This is a genomic window from Cellulomonas wangleii (assembly GCF_018388445.1).
In the GTDB taxonomy this organism is placed as follows: domain Bacteria; phylum Actinomycetota; class Actinomycetes; order Actinomycetales; family Cellulomonadaceae; genus Cellulomonas; species Cellulomonas wangleii.
In genome coordinates this window covers 2,615,913-2,632,925 of record NZ_CP074405.1, presented here as the reverse complement: position 1 = coordinate 2,632,925, position 17,013 = coordinate 2,615,913, and the positions used below count along the sequence as shown (strand labels likewise).

General features: G+C 77.1%; 13 protein-coding genes. 6 read left to right on the top strand and 7 right to left on the bottom strand.

Features of this window, described 5'->3' with window-relative positions; all coding sequences use genetic code 11:
• Window positions 1-47: 47 nt before the first annotated feature.
• On the bottom strand, window positions 48-296 hold the full coding sequence (locus tag KG103_RS12075) for a WhiB family transcriptional regulator (protein ID WP_013117620.1): 249 nt from the start codon (window positions 294-296) through the stop codon (window positions 48-50).
• A 501-nt stretch (window positions 297-797) separates the two neighbouring features.
• Here KG103_RS12075 and KG103_RS12070 point away from each other — a divergent pair.
• The gene (locus KG103_RS12070; protein ID WP_207340921.1) at window positions 798-1,250 is read left to right on the top strand and encodes a hypothetical protein; all 453 of its coding nucleotides are present in this window, start codon (window positions 798-800) and stop codon (window positions 1,248-1,250) included.
• Window positions 1,251-1,325: 75 nt separating this feature from the next.
• Here the strand turns inward: KG103_RS12070 and KG103_RS12065 are convergent, their stop codons facing one another.
• The 6 genes from KG103_RS12065 to KG103_RS12040 form a co-directional block, all read right to left on the bottom strand.
• Window positions 1,326-5,297 carry an FtsK/SpoIIIE domain-containing protein gene (locus tag KG103_RS12065; protein ID WP_207340922.1) on the bottom strand — a complete coding sequence of 1,324 codons (3,972 nt, stop codon included), beginning with the start codon at window positions 5,295-5,297 and terminating at the stop codon, window positions 1,326-1,328.
• Between the two features lie 145 nt (window positions 5,298-5,442).
• A complete protein-coding gene (locus tag KG103_RS12060) occupies window positions 5,443-5,820 on the bottom strand; it encodes a hypothetical protein (RefSeq protein ID WP_207340923.1) in 378 nt (125 codons plus the stop codon).
• 169 nt (window positions 5,821-5,989) lie between these two features.
• On the bottom strand, window positions 5,990-8,545 hold the full coding sequence (locus KG103_RS12055) for an FtsX-like permease family protein (RefSeq protein WP_207340924.1): 2,556 nt from the start codon (window positions 8,543-8,545) through the stop codon (window positions 5,990-5,992).
• Window positions 8,545-9,384 (bottom strand): ABC transporter ATP-binding protein, encoded by an 840-nt coding sequence (locus tag KG103_RS12050; RefSeq protein WP_249670573.1) that lies wholly within the window; start codon window positions 9,382-9,384, stop codon window positions 8,545-8,547. The genes KG103_RS12055 and KG103_RS12050 overlap by 1 nt, the downstream gene beginning before the upstream one ends.
• 165 nt (window positions 9,385-9,549) lie before the next feature.
• Window positions 9,550-10,284, bottom strand: a complete 735-nt coding sequence (locus tag KG103_RS12045; protein WP_207340926.1) for a response regulator — start codon at window positions 10,282-10,284, stop codon at window positions 9,550-9,552.
• Window positions 10,281-11,636 (bottom strand): sensor histidine kinase, encoded by a 1,356-nt coding sequence (locus tag KG103_RS12040; RefSeq protein WP_207340927.1) that lies wholly within the window; start codon window positions 11,634-11,636, stop codon window positions 10,281-10,283. The genes KG103_RS12045 and KG103_RS12040 overlap by 4 nt, the downstream gene beginning before the upstream one ends.
• A gap of 188 nt (window positions 11,637-11,824) precedes the next feature.
• Here KG103_RS12040 and KG103_RS12035 point away from each other — a divergent pair, with 188 nt between their 5' ends.
• The 5 genes from KG103_RS12035 to purE are packed head-to-tail and all read left to right on the top strand — an operon-like array spanning window position 11,825 to window position 16,907.
• Window positions 11,825-12,559: a response regulator transcription factor gene (locus KG103_RS12035; protein ID WP_207340928.1), complete on the top strand. Its 735-nt coding sequence runs from the start codon at window positions 11,825-11,827 to the stop codon at window positions 12,557-12,559.
• 3 nt (window positions 12,560-12,562) lie between these two features.
• Complete coding sequence (locus tag KG103_RS12030; RefSeq protein ID WP_207340929.1) at window positions 12,563-13,882, top strand: sensor histidine kinase; 1,320 nt, start codon at window positions 12,563-12,565, stop codon at window positions 13,880-13,882.
• A gap of 58 nt (window positions 13,883-13,940) precedes the next feature.
• Window positions 13,941-15,134 carry a mannose-6-phosphate isomerase, class I gene (gene manA / locus KG103_RS12025; RefSeq protein WP_207340930.1) on the top strand — a complete coding sequence of 398 codons (1,194 nt, stop codon included), beginning with the start codon at window positions 13,941-13,943 and terminating at the stop codon, window positions 15,132-15,134.
• 49 nt (window positions 15,135-15,183) lie between these two features.
• Window positions 15,184-16,374 (top strand): 5-(carboxyamino)imidazole ribonucleotide synthase, encoded by a 1,191-nt coding sequence (locus KG103_RS12020; protein WP_207340931.1) that lies wholly within the window; start codon window positions 15,184-15,186, stop codon window positions 16,372-16,374.
• Entirely contained in the window at window positions 16,371-16,907 is a 537-nt protein-coding gene (gene purE / locus KG103_RS12015; protein WP_207340932.1) for a 5-(carboxyamino)imidazole ribonucleotide mutase, read from the top strand. Before KG103_RS12020 ends, purE begins: the two co-directional genes overlap by 4 nt.
• Window positions 16,908-17,013: the final 106 nt, after the last annotated feature.

Below are 17,013 nucleotides of genomic sequence, written 5' to 3'. Positions count from 1 at the left end.
GGTGCTGCGGTCCGCGCTCGGCGGCGGCGGTGCGGTGCTGCGGCAGGTCAGCCGGCGCGGCGCTGGCGCGCGGTGCGGCGCTTGAGGGCGCGACGCTCGTCCTCGGACAGGCCACCCCACACGCCCGCGTCCTGACCGGTCTCGATGGCCCACTTGAGGCAGGTGTCCACGACGTCGCAGCGACGGCAGACGGCCTTCGCCTCCTCGATCTGCTGCAGCGCCGGCCCCGTGTTGCCGATGGGGAAGAAGAGCTCGGGGTCCTCGTCGAGGCAGGCTGCGCGGTGGCGCCAATCCATGGGTGTCTCCTTGGCACACGCCGGTTCACGCGCTCACGGGAGCGCGTGCGTCCAGGCATGGAGTCAGTGGGTGGGGGAACGTGCTGGATCCAGCGTCACACCCCATCCGCCGCCGCACAAGGGTTACGGCAACGTTTCATGTCGGTCACGGATGAGGCGTTGATCACACGGCGCATGCTGCGCGCGGGCGCCGCGGCCTCCTCGACCGTCGGTGCCCCGTCGACGCCTGAACAAAGGTCCAGGTCAGGCGCGCGTCGCGCCTTTCACGCCTCTGACCTGGGAGGTTGCTGTGACGTCCCCATGTCGGCGGCATCTCGGGGTCGCGGTGTGCAGGCCGATCACGCCCGGCGTGACCATGCTCACGCCCGGCGCCGGGAGCGTCGGCTTGCACCCGCGAGGTCACGGCGTGGTCAGGGCAGCGTCGTCGGTCTGGTATGGGCGCCGGGCCCAGCGGGACGCCGGGCGGCCGACGCCCTGCCCGGGGCGGCCTAGGGTCGTGGCATGTCCCGCAGACCTCCCGACCGTTCGCCGGACGACGCAGCGGCCCCGCCGCACGCACCCCGCCAGGACGCGGGAGTGCGCCCCCCGCTGCTCGCGGTGGCGTGCGTGCTCGTCCTCGGGGAGGTGCTGGCGCTCCTCGTGGCAGCCGGTGCGGGTGTCCTCGCACTGACCCGCGGGGACGACCCCGGTCCGGTCCTCTTCCTCGTCGCCCTGGCGCTCGGCGCGGCGGCCCTGCTGGCGGCCGCCGCGCGCGGGCTGTGGTCGGGCCTGCGGTGGGGGCGCGGGCCGGTCCTCACCGCCCAGATCATGGTCGTCATCACCGCGGCGACGTGGTGGGGAGCCGGCGGCGGGGCGCGGGCGCTGGTACCGCTCGTCGTGGCCCTGGTGGTCGTCGCCGGCGTGCTCGCGCCGCGCGTCGTCGCCGTGACCTCCGGGCGCCGCCCGACGGGCTGACCTGCCGGTCGGCGGACGGGCTGACGACCCGCCGGGACGCCCGCCGTGCGGCACCTGCGCCGGGCACGCCGCCCGTCACGGTGCACCGGGCCCCGGCGGCACCGCGGGCGGTTCGTGCGCGGACGGTTCGTGTACGGGCGGTTCGTGCACCTGGACGCGCAGCAGGGTCCGGTCCAGCCGCAGCACCCCGCGGCCCGGCGGGCGTCGCCACGGGTCCGTCTGCACCGCGGCACCCGGCCCGAGCAGGTCCAGCGCGGCCGGCCCGTGCGCGTCGAGCACGAGCACCTGCCGGGCGCGCAGCGCGGTGGCGACCGGACCGCGGTACGCCGTGGCGGCGTGGTCGGTCGTGGTGGCCAGCGCGACCACGCGCACGGGGTGCCGGGGGTCCAGCTGGACGCGCTCGAGCAGGTCGACGAGCCGTGGCGCCGTCCGCTCGAGCACGTCGAGGTCGTCGACGAGCAGCACGGTGGCCGGTGTCGCGGCGCGCACCTCGTCGGACGCCCCGCCCGCCGGCGCGACGGGCGGCCGCGGGGTCTCCAGGAGCTCGGTGACAGCCGTCGTGCCGGGGGCCAGGACGCCACTGCCGGTGGACCGGGCGTGGGTCGCGTCGTCGGCGCCGCCCACGAGGACCACGACCCGACCGGCGGCTTCCCAGGCCCGCGCGAGGGTACGCAGCGTCGAGGTGCGCCCGGAGCCGGGCGGGCCCGTGACGACGAGCGTCCGAGCGGGGTCCACGTCGACCGGGTCGGGTCCGTCGCCGCCGATGCCGAGCGGGATCCCCGCGGAGCCGCCGACGACGGGCACAGGTGACCGCGAGGGCAGTGCCCCGATCCGCACGGGGCCGCGGCCGCCCGGCGCGGGTCCGGCGGCCGGCCCTCCGGGCAGCACGACCTGGCAGAGGCGCGTCAGGTCGGCCGTGCACGCGACGGCCCGGCCCGGCTCCGTCCGGGGACCGGCCGGCGGTCCGGGTACGCCGGCCAGGGCGTCGAGCGTCGCGTCGGGCACCGGCAGGACCAGGCGCAGCCCGAACGCGCCGGTCAGGCGGGTGACGGCCGGGACCACCGGTCCGGCGGCCGCGACGTGCACACCCGGCGGCGGGCGCCGCAGCAGGCCCGTCAGCAGGTCGGCGCCCACCCCCCGGGCATGGGCCCCCAGCGCGTCGAGCAGCGCGTCCAGCCCGTCGACGAGGAGCAGCCGGGGCGGTGCGTCCGCCCGTGCGGCACCGGTCAGCCGCTCGAGCAGCAGCACGGTCCGGTGCACGTCGTCGACCGGGACCACGGTGCCGACGAGCCCCGCGGCGGTGGCGCGCAGGCGCTCGACGCCCCAGCCCGGCAGGCCGACGGCGTGCACGTGCATCCCCGTGCGCAGTCCCTCCGTGCCCACGCGGAGCAGCGCGGTCGACCGGCCCGAGCGGGGACCGCCGACGGCGAGTAGCGGTCCGTGGTCGGGTCGCCACCGCACGGGCTCCCGTCGTTGCTCGTCGGGGACGTCGGCCACCGCCACGAGCAGGCCGGCGATGTCGTGGCCGGGGTCGTCCACCGCGTCCGCAGGCAGCCGGTCGGGCAGCGGCGGGTGCCAGGGCACCCCCGTGCCGCGCCCGCCGCGTGCCGCCCGGTCGCACGCCGCCACCCACGCGCCGACGTCGTCGTCCGGGGGCGGGGTCACGCGCCAGGCGGTCCGGGGTCGGCCCGGAGGTGCCGCGAGCCGGACGCCCGGCCCCGTCGCGCGGCGCCGCGCGGACGCCACCTGCAGGACGGCGACCGGCCGCGCGGCGACCCGCAGCAGGGCCCGGCCCGGCACGGCGGGGTCGAGGTGGGCGGCGTCCGCGCAGCCGATCACGTCACGGGAGTCGTCCTCGCCCGCGACCCGCAGGGCGATGCGCAGACCGACGTTGGCGCGCAGGTCCGCGGGCACCGCACCCGCGGGACGCTGCGTCGCCAGCACCAGGTGCATGCCGAGCGCCCGCCCCTGCGCCGCAAGGCGTGCCAGCGCCCCGGCCGCTTCGGGCAGGTCGTCGACCAGGGCACGCAGCTCGTCGACCACGACCAGCAGGCGTGCCGGAGTCGCGCGCCGGGTGGGGCCGAGGTCGGTGAGGTCGGTGCAGCCCGCGTCCGCCAGCAGGCGCTCACGCCGCCGCAGCTCGGCCCGGAGCCACCCCAGGGTCCGGCGCGCGGCCGCGACGTCGAGGTCGTGCACGTGCCCCACGACGTGCGGCAGCCCTGCCAGCGGCCCCAGCCCCGTGCCGCCCTTGAAGTCGACCAGCAGGACGGCCAGCCGGTGCGGGGGGTGCCGGAGCGCCAGGCCCAGCACCAGCGTGGTGAGCAGCTCGGACTTCCCGGCCCCGGTGGTCCCGGCGACGAGGGCGTGCGGTCCGTCCCGCACGAGGTCGAGCAGGACGGGCCGACCTCCCGGGCCCACGCCCAGCGGGGAGGCGAGGGTGGACGCGTCCGCGGCGCGGTCCCAGGCGGTCAGGACGCGGTCGGCCCGGGCGGCGGGCACCCCGGGCAGGCAGCCGAGGGACGCCGCGACGGGCGTCGTGCGCGATGCCGCCGCGGCGCCGGCCCCGAGCTCCCAGGCCAGGGCGGCAGCAGCCCGCGCCTGGGCGTCGGCCACGTCCGGCGCGACCTGCTCGACCGGCCGTGCGGTCGTGCGTCCGGGGTGCAGCACCCTCCCCACCCACGCCGGCACCGCCGCACCGGGCGGCAGGACCAGGAGCAGGTGCGCGGCGGGCGCCGAGGCACGCCAGCCGCCCACCTCCGTGGCGTCCCCGTCGAGCACGACCACCACGTCGTGCTCGTCCGGTGCGGGCAGCTCCGTGCCGGGCTCCCACCAGCGCGTCCACCGCCAGTCCGCCGGGCGCGCGGTGCGCAGCACGAGGCGTGCGGGACCCCCGGCACCGAGCGTCCGCAGCACCAGGGCGCCGGCCGCGGCGGTGGTGGCGCCCCGCGGACCCACCAGGGCGATCGTGCGGTCCGCGGGCCACGGCGCCCCGTCGCCCGCGACGGGACCGGTGCGGTCTGCGAGCCGCGCGGCCGTCGCGACCCGCAGCGCCGCCACGTCCGTCGCAGCGGGCAGCACGGGACCCGGCGCGCCGCTCGCGGGCGTCGCGGGGCCGGTCGCACCCTCCGGTGCCGCGGTCCCGGTCGCGGTCGCGGTCCAGGTCCCGGTCCCGACACGACCGTCCGGCAGCGCCGCCCCGCCTCCGGGGTGCTGGGTGCGGGCCGTGCGGCGGTCGGCCCCGCGCGGCCCGGCCAGCCCGGCCAGCCCGGCCAGCCCGGTCACGGCGGTCAGGAGCAGCAGGGGCTGGCGCAGCGCGACCGCCAGTGCCAGCGCGACGCCCGCGGAGGCGACCGAGGTCCACGCCCACGCCGGCAGGACGACCGGGGGGCGCCGTCGGCGCGCCGACCCCTCGACCGCGGCGCCGCGCAGGACGAGCGTCGCCTCCCGTCCGCCCAGGGCGGCGGCGGGCGACCACGCGCGCCACCGGTGACCGACGGGGCGGGCACGCGCACCCGCACGGCCCGGTGCGCGCCGGGCGCGTCCGCGGCGCGTCGCCGCCCGACCGGGGGCGGGGACCGTCGTGACCGCTCCGCGTCCGCCCGGCGCCCGTACCTGCACCGCCGCACCACGGCGGCGCACCTCGAGGTGGGCGCCGGGGTCGGGTCGGCCGTCCCGTGCCGCGCCGGACGAGGCGGCGTCGAGTGCCACGACGACCCGCGCGCCGTCGGGGAGGGGCACGACGCGTCCGGTCCGAGGTCCACCGAGCAGGGCGACGTGGGCACCGGCGCGCGCCGCCGCGGCCGCGTCGTCGGGCGCTCCCGGACCGACGGTGAGGTGGGCGCCCGGCAGCAGCGGCCGTGCGCCGGCAGGGTGGTGGTCGTCCAGCAGCGCGCCCGCGACACCCAGGCGCGTGCCGGGAGCCGCCCAGCAGGGGTCACCGGTCAGCAGCGCCAGGTGTCGGCGCACCTCGCCCGCGGTGACGCCGGGCTCCACGTCCACGTCCAGGGTGCGGTCCGGGCCGGCGGAGGAGGGGACCGAGAAGCGCATCCGGTGAGCCTGCGGCCGCCGGTGCGTGGAGCCCTGGTCCGGGTGGCGCGCACGTGCGTGCGGTGCCCGCGGCCCGGGCTGGGGTCGGGTGGCGGGGGTCGCAGCGCCCGTCCGCCCGGCCGCCCGCCACGCCGCGACCGCGCGCCTACGACCCGCGCAGCAGCGTGTGCAGCCCGTTGACCAGCGCCACCGTCGCCGTCGCACCGTACGCGGCCGCACCGAGGAAGTACCCGGTCGCCTTCCAGGCCGAGCTGGTGCGGTGCTCGCCGATCCCGCGGCACACCAGCCCGCCCGCCCCCAGCACCACGACGAAGACCACGCTGGTGGCGACCCGCGAGTCGTGCTCGCGCAGGAACGTCAGCAGGACCGGCACGGCGATCATGAGGAACAGCAGGACCAGCGCCAGGATCACGACGGACCGGAGCCGGTGGCCCTTGCGGAGCTCGGGGTTGTCGAGGATCGCCTCGTCCAGGAGGCGCACGATCCACCACGTGCGCTTCGGCGGTTCCTCCGGGGTCGTCACGCGGCCCACGCTAGCGCCGGTCCCGGCGGGGCGCCGGGGGAGGCGGCGGTGCACGTGCCGGAGGGCACGGCGCCCCCGCGCCGTGCCCTCCGCCGGCGCCGGGCCCTCCGCCCCCGCCGGTCCCACCCGCCGCGCCGCCCCCTCCGGGTGGCGCGGACGTCCTCGGTGCTCAGTCCACGCCGAGCGCGGCGACGGGCGGTGTGCGCGCCGCCGCCCGGGCGGGCAGCGCCGACGCGGCCAGGCCGGCGACGACCGCGACGGCGAGCACCGCCGCGAGGTGCGCCCAGGGCACCGCCAGCCGCACGTCCCCGAAGGGGCCGAACACCGTGGCCGCACCCGCCCAGCCGTAGAGCAGGCCCAGGACGCTGCCGATGAGCGCCCCCACGCCCGCGATCAACATGCCCTCGGTGGCGAGCATCGCGCGCAGCCCTCGGCGCGAGAGCCCCACCGCGCGCAGCGTCGCGGACTCGCGACGTCGTTCGATCACGGACAGCGAGAGCGTGTTGGTCACGCCGATCAGCGCGATGACGACGGCCACGCCGAGCAGGCCGATGACGATGGCGAGCATCACGTCGATCACCTGCTCGATGCCCTGCCGGTCCGCTGCGTCGCTGATCACCACGACGGCGTCGTTCGCCATCACGTCCTGCACGTCCTGCAGGGCGGTCGTCGCGTCGGCGCCGTCGGCCAGGCGCACCAGCAGTGCCGACGTGGCGTCGGGCAGCTGCAGCGCATCGGCCGCGTCGGCGGTCAGCAGGATCATCTTCCCGTCCCGGCGCACGACGTCGATCTGCGTGGTGGGCCCGCCGGTGGCCGGGGCCCGGACCGTCAGCCGGGGCTCGTCGCCCGACCAGCCGTGCGGCGCGACGCTGCGTCCGCCCGCGATCGCGGCGGCGGCGGCGGGGTCGCGCAGCAGCAGGTCCGCGCTCGCGGGGTCGACGACCACCGCCTCCTGGCTCAGGCCGTCGGGCGACTCGAGCCCGCCGCGACGCGCCGGAACGGCTGTCGCGACCGCGTCGAGCCCCGCCACGTCGGACACGACGTCCGCGTCCAGCTGCTCCTCGCCCAGGACCATCAGGTCCACCGGGCTGCGCTCGTCCATCTCCTGCGCGAGCGCGGCCTGGGCCGACACGGCACCGGTGCTCATCATCACGACGAGCGTCACGCCGATCACCAGCGCGGTGCTGGTCGCCGCGGTGCGCCGGGGGTTGCGCACGGTGTTGGCGGCGGCGAGCCGCGCGCTCGCGCTGATCGCCGACACCGGCCGGCCGACCGCCGAGACGATCGGGGGGATCCACAGCGGGGCGCCGACGAGCAGACCCACGAACGACGTCGCACCCCCGAGCACCCCCAGGGCCAGCGGCAGCATCGCGTCGAGGCCGACACCTGCGCGTCCCATCACGACGCCGCCGACGAGGGCGCCGCTGCCGGCGAGCACCAGGAGCGCGGAGACGACGAGCCGCACCCTGCCGGGACGCGCGCGCACGGTCGGGGCGTCCGCGGGACGCAGCGCCGCCACGGGTGACACCCGTGTCGCGGCCCGGGCGGGCACGAGCGCCGCGCCGACGGTCACCGCCACGGCGACGAGCACCGGGACCAGCGTGCTGCCGAGGCTCGGCTGCACCTGCGCCGGCAGCGGCACGTCGCCCTGGACGCGCGACAGCACCACCAGCGAGCCCTGCGAGAGGGCGAGGCCGGTGAGGACGCCCGCGGTCCCGGAGACCAGGCCCAGGATGCCCGCCTCCAGCAGGACCGCGGCGCGCAGCTGGCCGCGGCGGGCGCCGACGCAGCGCAGCAGGGCGAGCATGCGGGTCCGCTGCGCGACGACGACCTGGAACGTGTTCGAGATGACCAGGGCGGCCACGAGGAGCGCCACGGCGGCGAACCCGAGCGCGACCATCGCGATGACGTCACCCCCGCCGAGGTTCTCGACGGTCCTCACCGCCGCCTCGTCGCGGGTCGCGACGCCGGCCTCCGGCACCGCACCTACCAGGGCGGCCTGCACCGTGGCGACGTCGTGGTCGGCGAGGACCAGCACCTCGGCGCCGTGCATGGCGTCGATGTCCCTGAACCCGCTCCACGTGACGACGGCGTCGGTCGTCGCGAGCGCCGCACCGCCGTACCGGGACCATGCCCCGCGCGGGTCCTCGACGAGGCCGACCACGCGCACGTCCGCGGTGCGCTCGACCTGCTCCTCGTCCAGCACGCCGGCCGCGTCGTCCACGTCCACGCCGGCCGACGCCGGCGAGTCCTCCGCAGCCGCCTCCCGCCACGTCGACACGACGGTGTCGCCGACCCCGACCCCGAGCCGCTCGGCGGTCGAGGTGGGCAGCGCGATCTCGGTGGCGGTCACCGGCGCACGGCCGCTCGCGACCTGGAGCGAGCCGAGCTCGGGCACCGAGGGCACGGGGATGACGGTCTGCGACACGCTGCGCCGGCCGCTGCGGAGGTCCGCCCAGCCGAGGAGCGCGGGGTCCGCGGCCGCCACGCCGGGCGTGCTGCGCACCCGGTCCAGCACCTCGGACAACGGCGGCTCGTCGGTCCGGTCGACGATGAGGTCGGCCGTGCCGTACGTCGCCGTGGCGGCGTCGTACGCGCCGCGGGTGATCACGTCGCCGGCCGTGAGGGCCGCGGTGACGAACGCCGACCCGAGCAGGACGGCGATGCCGGCCGCGACCAGCCGGCCCATGTTGCTGCGCATCTGCGCGAGGGTGAGTCGCAGCATCAGCGCAGCCCACCCGTCGGCAGGCGGACGACCGGCGTCGCGCCGGTCGGCGTGCCGGCGGGCGACTCCAGGACCCGCAGGCCCTCGAGCCCGGCGAGCACCGACTCCGGCGTCGGGTCGGCGATGTCGCCGGCGATCCGGCCGTCCGCGAGGAGCACCACGCGGTCCGCGTACGCAGCGGCCGTCGGGTCGTGCGTGACCATGATGATCGTGCGGCCCAGCTCACGCACCGAGCGACGCAGGAAGCTGAGCACCTCGGCCCCCGAGCGCGAGTCGAGGTTGCCGGTGGGCTCGTCGGCGAAGACGACCTCCGGCTGCGCGATCAGTGCGCGGGCGATCGCGACGCGCTGCTGCTGGCCGCCGGACAGCTCGCTCGGGCGGTGCGTCAGGCGCGGTCGCAGGCCGAGCGTGTCGACGAGCGTGTCGAACCACGCGGCGTCGGGCGTGCGACCGGCCAGGTCCAGCGGCAGCACGATGTTCTGGTCCGCCGTGAGCATCGGCAGCAGGTTGAACGACTGGAAGACGAATCCCACGCGGTCGCGGCGCAGCCGGGTCAGCGCGTCGTCGTCGAGCGAGGTGATCTCGGTGTCGCCCAGGTGCACGGTGCCCGACGTCGCGTCGTCGAGCCCGGCGAGCAGGTGCATGAGGGTGGACTTGCCGGACCCGGACGGCCCCATGATGGCCGTGAACGCGCCCGTCGCGAAGTCGACGTCGACGCCGTCGAGCGCGCGGACCGCGGCGGGTCCCGTCCCGTAGACCTTCGTCAGCGTGCGGGCGCGCGACGCCGGGGTGGCGGCGCCCGCCGCCGACGGGTCGGGGCGGGGGGCTGTGGTGTGCACGGTGGTGCTCCTGTCTCGCGGTGTGGCACCAGCCTCGCCGCGCGCACGGTGCCACCGCGTCCCGCCGTGGGCGGGTCCGGCCGACGCCGACGTCATCCCGTGGCCGCAGCAGCCCGGCGACTCGTCATCCGGCCGGGCGACGGGCGGCGCCCGGCCGCTCGGCCCTCAGGAGCCCGGACGGACCAGACCGGCCTCGTACGCCACCACGACGGCCTGCACGCGGTCGCGCGCCCCGAGCTTGGCCAGGATCCGGCCCACGTGCGTCTTCACCGTCGCCTCGGCGACGAACAGGTCCTGCCCGATCTCGGTGTTGGACCGGCCGCGGGCCATGAGGACGAGCACCTCGCGCTCGCGGTCGGTGAGCTGGGCGACCGCGCGGTGCGCGGGGTCCTCCGTGGCGGCGGGTGCGTCACCGGGCAGGGCTGTCACCAGGTGCTCGAGCAGGCGCCGGGTGCTGGACGGCGCGATCACGGCGTCGCCCTGGTGCACGGTGCGGATCGCGGCCAGCATCTCCTCGGGCGGGGCGTCCTTCAGCAGGAAGCCGCTGGCCCCCGCACGGATCGCGGCCAGCACGTACTCGTCGAGGTCGAACGTCGTCAGCACGATGACCCGGGGTGCGGGCGCGTCCGCCGTCGCGCGCGACACGATGCGCTCGGTGGCCTCGAGCCCGTCCATCGTGGGCATGCGCACGTCCATGAGGACGACGTCGACCGGGCCGGTCGCGGTGCGTGACTGCGGGTCCAGCGCCCGCACGGCCTGCGCACCGTCGCCGGCCTCGAGCACGACCTCGAGGTCGGGCTGCGAGTCGATGACCATGCGGAAACCGGCCCGCACCAGCTGCTGGTCGTCGACGAGGGCGACGCGCACGGGTGCGCCGGCGTCGGGCGTTGTCGTGGTCACGGGGTGGTTCCTCCGGCTGGGTCTTGGGTGGTGCGACGAGGCGGGGTCGTGGTGTGCGCGGCGGGGGCGGCGTCCGACCCGTCGGCGGCGTCGCGCGCCCCCGGCGTCGGCAGCGTGGCGCGCACACGGTAGCCACCCCCGGGCCGTGGCCCGGCCGTGACGGTGCCGCCGAACATCGTGGCGCGCTCCCGCATGCCCAGCAGTCCCTGGCCGAGCCCGTCGGCGTCGGCGGCGGCGCCCCGGCCGTCGTCGCTGACCTCGAGCGAGACGGCAGCGGGGTGCCACTGCAGCATGACGGTGACGCCGGGGTCGGGGCCCGCGTGCTTGAGCACGTTGGTCAGCGACTCCTGCGCGATGCGGTAGACGGTCAGGCCGGCGCCGGGCGGCAGGTGCCGCGGCGTGCCCAGGCGGACGAACGACACCCGCATGCCGCTGGCCCGCATCTGCGCCACGAGCGCCTCGACGTCCTCGACCGCGGGCTGCGGCGTCGTCGTGGCGACGGCTGCCGTGCCCGCGGGGGCGTCGCGCTCGTCGGCCGGGGGCAGGATGCCCGGCGCGGCGCCACCGGGTGCGGCGCCCGGGGTCTCGCGCAGCACGCCCAGCAGCCGGCGCATGTCGGTGAGCGCCGCACGCCCCGTCTCCGCGATCGTGCCGAGGGCGCGCGTGGCCGCCGCCGTGTCGTGCGCGGCCGCGTACCGGCCGCCGTCGGCCTGCGCGATGACCACGGACAGGCTGTGGGCGACGATGTCGTGCATCTCGCGCGCGATCCGGGCGCGTTCCGCGGCGGTGGCGATCATCGCCTGCTGGTCACGCTCCACCTCGAGCCGCTCGGTGCGGTCGACGAGCGCCTCCAGGTGCTCACGGCGGGCACGCCGCACCAGGCCGAACGCCCACGCGACCAGGAAGATGCTGGCGACGAAGACCGTGAGGAGGGCTGCTGCGGGCCGGCCGTACTGCAGGGCCAGCCAGGTACCGACGAGGAGTGCGCCCGCCATGGCGCCGGCCAGGGCGGTGCGGTGGGCCCAGCGCGGACCGTGCAGGGCGACGGAGTAGAGCGCGAACGGCACGACGGCGTCCACGGGCAGCACGGGGAACCCGGCCACGACGTGCAGCAGCGCGCACGTGTAGATCGTCGTCACCGATGCCGTCGGGTGGGTGCGCCGCCACGCGAGGGGCACGACGACGCCCACGATGCACAGGGACACGAACACCGCGTCCAGGCCCGGTGCCCGCCTGCCGAGGGCGGCGATCGACGCCGGCGCCAGCGCGAGCCCGAGCAGCACGGTGATCGTGACGTCGACACCGAGGCGGTGCGTGTCCTCCCAGCGCCACAGGCGGTCCCACCACGACATCCCCCGAGACTAGGACGCCGCCGCCGGGTCGGCGTGCACCCCGGGTCGGACCGACGGGGGGTCGGGGTCCGCCCGGGGGACCAGCGCCGTGGGCGGTGCGCCCTGCCGGATCACGATCGGGGGACCGTCCGGCGGGTCGGGACCGAGGACTGCCGCGCCCGGACGAGTCCGTGACCTAACATGGCGGAATGACCCAGGTGCTGCTGGCGGAGGACGACCCCGCGATTGCCGAGCCTTTGGCGCGGGCGCTCGGGCGTGAAGGTTACGACGTGCGCGTGCAAGGCACAGGTCAAGGCGCGATCGACGGGGCGGCGAGCGCCGATCTGGTGGTGCTCGACCTCGGCCTGCCGGACATGGACGGGCTCGACGTGGCGCGCGCGATCCGCAGCCAGGGCCTGACGACGCCGGTCCTGGTCCTCACCGCGCGCGCGGACGAGGTCGACCTGGTGGTCGGGCTCGACGCGGGCGCCGACGACTACGTGACCAAGCCCTTCCGGCTGGCCGAGCTGCTGGCCCGCGTGCGTGCCCTGTTGCGCCGCTCCGTGGGGGACCCGGCGGACGAGGACGAGCTGCACGCGCAGAACGTCCGGGTCGACGTCGCGGCGCACCGTGCGTTCCAGGGGGAGCGCGAGCTGCACCTGACCGCCAAGGAGTTCGACCTGCTGCGGGTGCTCGTCGCCGCCGCCGGCACGGTCGTGGCGCGCGAGACGCTCATGCGCGAGGTGTGGGGCTCGGACCCGAGCGGGTCCACCAAGACCCTCGACATGCACGTGTCGTGGCTGCGCCGCAAGCTCGGCGACGACGCCAACGCCCCCCGCTACATCTCGACCGTCCGGGGGATGGGCTTCCGCTTCGAGACCGGTGCCGCGGACGGCGCCGGTGTGGTCTCCGAGGCGGCGGCGGGTCCGCTCGACCGGGTCTGACACGTGCGACGTCGCGTCCTGCAGGCGACGATCGCCGCCGTGACGGTCGCCGTCGTGCTGCTCGGGTTCCCGCTCGCGTTCCTCGGCGCGCAGCTGGTGCGCGAGAACGAGCTGCGCGGCCTGGAGATCCGGGCCGAGTCCGTCGCACGCACCGTCGACTTCCGCGTCGACCAGCAGATCGCCCTCTCCGACCGGATGCTCGAGCCGTACACGGGGGGCGACGGCGAGCTCAGCGCCACGGTCGTGGTGCGTACCCCCGACGGGGAGACCTACCGGGCCGGGCCGACCGTCGACCAGCGTCGGCTGACCGTCCAGGTCACGTCGACCACGGCGGCCACCGTGCTCCTGTACGTCTCGTGGTGGGACATCTTCTGGATGTCCACCCAGGTGATCGCCCTCGTGGTCGTCGCCGCCGTCGTCGCGTTCGCGGCGGGCATCGCGATGGCGATCTGGCAGGCCAACCGCCTGGCCGCCCCCCTGGTGTACCTGGCGGCGTCCGCCGAGCAGCTCGGGTCGGGCCAGGTGCGCCCGCAGCTCGAGCCGTCCGGGGTCGAGGAGATCGACCTGGTCGCCGCCGAGCTGGCCCGCAGCGCCGACCGGATGGCCGGTCGCCTGGCGGCGGAGCGGCAGTTCGCCTCGGACGCGTCCCACCAGCTGCGCACCCCGCTGACGGCGCTGTCCATGCGCCTCGAGGAGATCATGCTCACCGCGGGGGAGCCGGAGGTCCGCGAGGAGGCCCGGATCTCGCTGGAGCAGGTGGAGCGGCTCGTGCGCGTCGTCGACGACCTGCTGGCCAGCTCGCGGCGCGCCCAGGGTGGCACGACCGAGGCCATCTCCCTGCACGAGGTCGTGCACCAGCAGGAGGAGGAGTGGTCGCCGACGTTCGCGGCGGCCGGGCGCCGCCTGGTCGTGGACGTCGACCCCGCCACGCAGGTGCTCGCGACGCCCGGCGCGCTCGCGCAGGTCCTGGCGACGCTCATCGAGAACTCGCTCAAGCACGGCGCCGGGACCACGACCGTCCGCTCCCGCGCCGGTGGGTCGTCGCGGGCGGTCGTCGTCGAGGTCGGCGACGAGGGCGAGGGCGTGCCCGACGACCTGGCCCCCCGCATCTTCGAGCGGGACGTCACCTCGGGGGCCGGTACCGGGCTGGGTCTCGCGCTCGCCCGCGACCTCGCGAACGCGGACGGCGGCCGCCTGGAGCTCGCGCAGCGCCGACCTGCGGTCTTCGCGCTGTTCCTCTCCGGTGTGCCGGCGTCCCTGCGGCCCGACGTCGTGCTGCCGCGCGGCGCGGTGGTCTCGGTGCGGCGCGAGCGGCGGTGGTGACCTCGGGCGTCGACACCCGCCGCTAGGCTTCCCCCCACATCGTCCGGAGGGGGAAGTCGTGCAGGTTCTCGAGCCCGCCGTCCAGGGCTACGCCTGGGGGTCGGCAACCGCCATCCCGCAACTCCTCCGACGGCCCGTCGACGGGTCGCCCGTCGCCGAGGCGTGGTTCGGCGCCCACTCCTCGGCCCCCTCCCGGCTCGTCGGTGCCTCCGGACCGCCCCTGCACCACGCGATCGCCGACGACCCGGTGGGCACGCTGGGCCAGGACGTCGTGTCCCGCTTCGGCGGCGGCCTGCCCTTCCTGCTCAAGCTCATCGCGGCCGCGCGGCCGCTCTCCCTGCAGGTGCACCCGAGCGTCGAGCTCGCCGAGGACGGGTACGCCCGCGAGGACGCCGCCGGCGTCCCGCTCGACCACCCGCACCGGTCGTACCGCGACCGCAACCACAAGCCCGAGCTCGTGTACGCCCTGTCGATGTTCGAGGCGCTGGTCGGGTTCCGCGCCCCGCGCCGCACGGCCGAGATCCTGCGGGGCCTCGAGCACCCGGTCGCCCGGCGGCTGCACAAGACCATCATGGCGACCCCCACGACGGCCGGGATGCAGGACGCGTTCGCCAGCCTCGTGAGCGGCGCGACCCGGCCGACCCCCGTCGAGGTCACCGCCTTCGCGGACGAGCTGCGGGAGCGCGTCGTCGCCGGCTCCCCGTCGCCGCGCACCGACGGGGCCGTCGACCGGCTGGAGCGGGCCTACCCCGGTGACCCCGGCGCCGTGACCGCCGTGCTGCTCAACCCCGTGACGCTGCGGCCCGGCGAGGCGCTCTTCGTCCCGGCGGGCGCCGTCCACTGCTACCTCGAGGGCGTCGCCGTCGAGATCATGGCGAACTCGGACAACGTGCTGCGGGCCGGGCTCACCTCGAAGCATGTCGACATCCCCGAGCTGCTGCGCGCGGTGGACTGCGTCGCCGCACCGCCCATCCGGATCGCCCCGGAGCACGTCTACGACGCGACCGACGTCTACTACGCGCCCGTCGACGACTTCGAGCTCTCCGTGACCCACGTGCCGGACGACGAGGAGTGCCGGCTGCCGGGCGCCGGGCCCCGGGTCCTGCTGTGCCTCGAGGGGCAGGTGCGGCTGCGGGCCGAGTCCGGCGCGGAGCTCGAGCTGGCGCCGGGCGGCGCGAGCTTCGTGCCCGCGGCGGACGGTGCGCTGTGCGCGACCGGTGGCGGACGCCTGGTGCAGGCCGCCGTCCCGTGACCCGGACGGCCGCGGGCGGCCCTGGACGCAGCGGCTAGGCTCCGTGCCCGTGACACCCCCCACCGTGGCCGTCGTCGGTGGCGGCCAGCTCGCCCGCATGATGGCGGCGCCCGCCGTGGCCCTCGGCCTCCACCTGCGCGTCCTCGCCGAGGCCGTGGACGGCTCGGCGGCCCAGGCCGTCGCGGACGCGCCCGTCGGGGCGGCGGCGGACGTCGACGCGGTGCTCGCGCTCGTCGAGGGCGCCGACGTCCTGACGTTCGAGCACGAGCACGTCCCGGCGGCGGTCCTGCAGGCGGTCGCGGACCGCGGGGTGCCCGTCCGCCCCGGCCCGGCGGCCCTGGTGCACGCGCAGGACAAGGCCGAGATGCGCCGGCGCCTCACCGACCTCGGTGTCCCGTGCCCCCGGTGGGCGCCCGTGGGGGACCTCACCGACCTCGAGCGGTTCCGCACCGAGCACGGTGGCCGAGCGGTCGTGAAGACGACCCGCGGCGGCTACGACGGCAAGGGCGTCCGGGTGGTCGGCCCCGGCCCGGTCCCGGCCGAGGTGGTCGGGTGGGCCGACGCGGCCGCGGCGGGGACGGGCCCGGCGCTCATCGCCGAGGAGCTCGTGCCGTTCCGTCGCGAGCTCGCGGCGCTGGTCGCCCGCACCCCCTCCGGTCGCACGGTCGTGTGGCCGGTCGTCGAGTCCGTGCAGCGTGACGGGGTCTGCGCCGAGGTGGTCGCGCCGGCGCCGGACCTCGACCCCGTGACGGCGGCCCGCGCCGAGGAGGTCGCCCGGCGCGTCGCCGAGGGCCTCGACGTCACGGGCGTGCTCGCGGTCGAGATGTTCGAGGTGCCCGCGCCGGACGGCGGCCCGCCGGACGTGCTCGTCAACGAGCTCGCCATGCGGCCGCACAACTCCGGGCACTGGACGATCGACGGGGCGGTGACCAGCCAGTTCGAGCAGCACCTGCGTGCCGTGCTCGACCTGCCGCTGGGCGACGTCGCACCGGTCGCCCGCTGGACGGTGATGGCCAACGTGCTCGGGAGCACGCTCGAGGACCTCACCGACGCGCTGCCCGACGTGCTGCGGGCGGACCCCGCGGCCAAGGTGCACCTGTACGGCAAGGCGGTCCGTCCCGGGCGCAAGCTCGGGCACGTCAACGTCAGCGGCGACGACCTCGCCGACGTCCGTGCCCGTGCCCGCGCCGCGGCGGCACGGCTGCGCGGCGAACCCGTGGAGAGCGGAGGCACGGCATGACGCAGGGACCCGTCGTCGGGATCGTCATGGGCTCGGACTCGGACTGGCCGGTCATGCAGGCGGCCGCCGATGCCCTGGCCGAGTTCGGCGTGCCGTTCGAGGTCGACGTCGTGTCGGCGCACCGGCAGCCGGACAAGATGGTCGCCTACGGCCGCGAGGCCGCGGCTCGCGGCCTGCGCGTCCTGGTCGCCGGCGCCGGCGGTGCGGCGCACCTGCCGGGCATGCTCGCCGCCGTGACGCCCCTGCCCGTCATCGGCGTGCCGGTGCCGCTGGCCCACCTCGACGGCATAGACTCGCTGCTCTCCATCGTGCAGATGCCCGCGGGCGTACCGGTCGCGACGGTCTCGGTGGGCGGGGCACGCAACGCGGGCCTGCTCGCGGTCCGGGTCCTCGCCTCCGGTGACGGCCCCGAGGCGGTGCGCCTGCGGGAGGCGATGCTGGCGTTCCAGGACGGCCTGCGCGCTCAGGCCGACGCCAAGGGCGAGCGGCTGCGCGGCGCTGCGGCCGGACGCGCCACGGGCCCGACCGCCTGAGACGGGCGCGGCGCCGGCGCAGGTGCTGCCCCGGACCGGGATCCTCCGGCCCGGGACCCTCCGCTCTGGATACTCCGGGGGCCGAGCGCCTGTGCGGGGCGACGCC

Excerpts from the sequence above, each read along its gene's own strand:
- KG103_RS12035 (WP_207340928.1), top strand. The coding sequence starts at position 11,825 with ATGACCCAGGTGCTGCTGGCGGAGGACGACCCCGCGATTGCCGAGCCT.
- KG103_RS12065 (WP_207340922.1), bottom strand. The coding sequence starts at position 5,297 with ATGCGCTTCTCGGTCCCCTCCTCCGCCGGCCCGGACCGCACCCTGGAC.
- KG103_RS12075 (WP_013117620.1), bottom strand. The coding sequence starts at position 296 with ATGGATTGGCGCCACCGCGCAGCCTGCCTCGACGAGGACCCCGAGCTC.
- KG103_RS12055 (WP_207340924.1), bottom strand. The coding sequence starts at position 8,545 with ATGCTGCGACTCACCCTCGCGCAGATGCGCAGCAACATGGGCCGGCTG.
- KG103_RS12070 (WP_207340921.1), top strand. The coding sequence starts at position 798 with ATGTCCCGCAGACCTCCCGACCGTTCGCCGGACGACGCAGCGGCCCCG.
- purE (WP_207340932.1), top strand. The coding sequence starts at position 16,371 with ATGACGCAGGGACCCGTCGTCGGGATCGTCATGGGCTCGGACTCGGAC.
- KG103_RS12040 (WP_207340927.1), bottom strand. The coding sequence starts at position 11,636 with ATGTCGTGGTGGGACCGCCTGTGGCGCTGGGAGGACACGCACCGCCTC.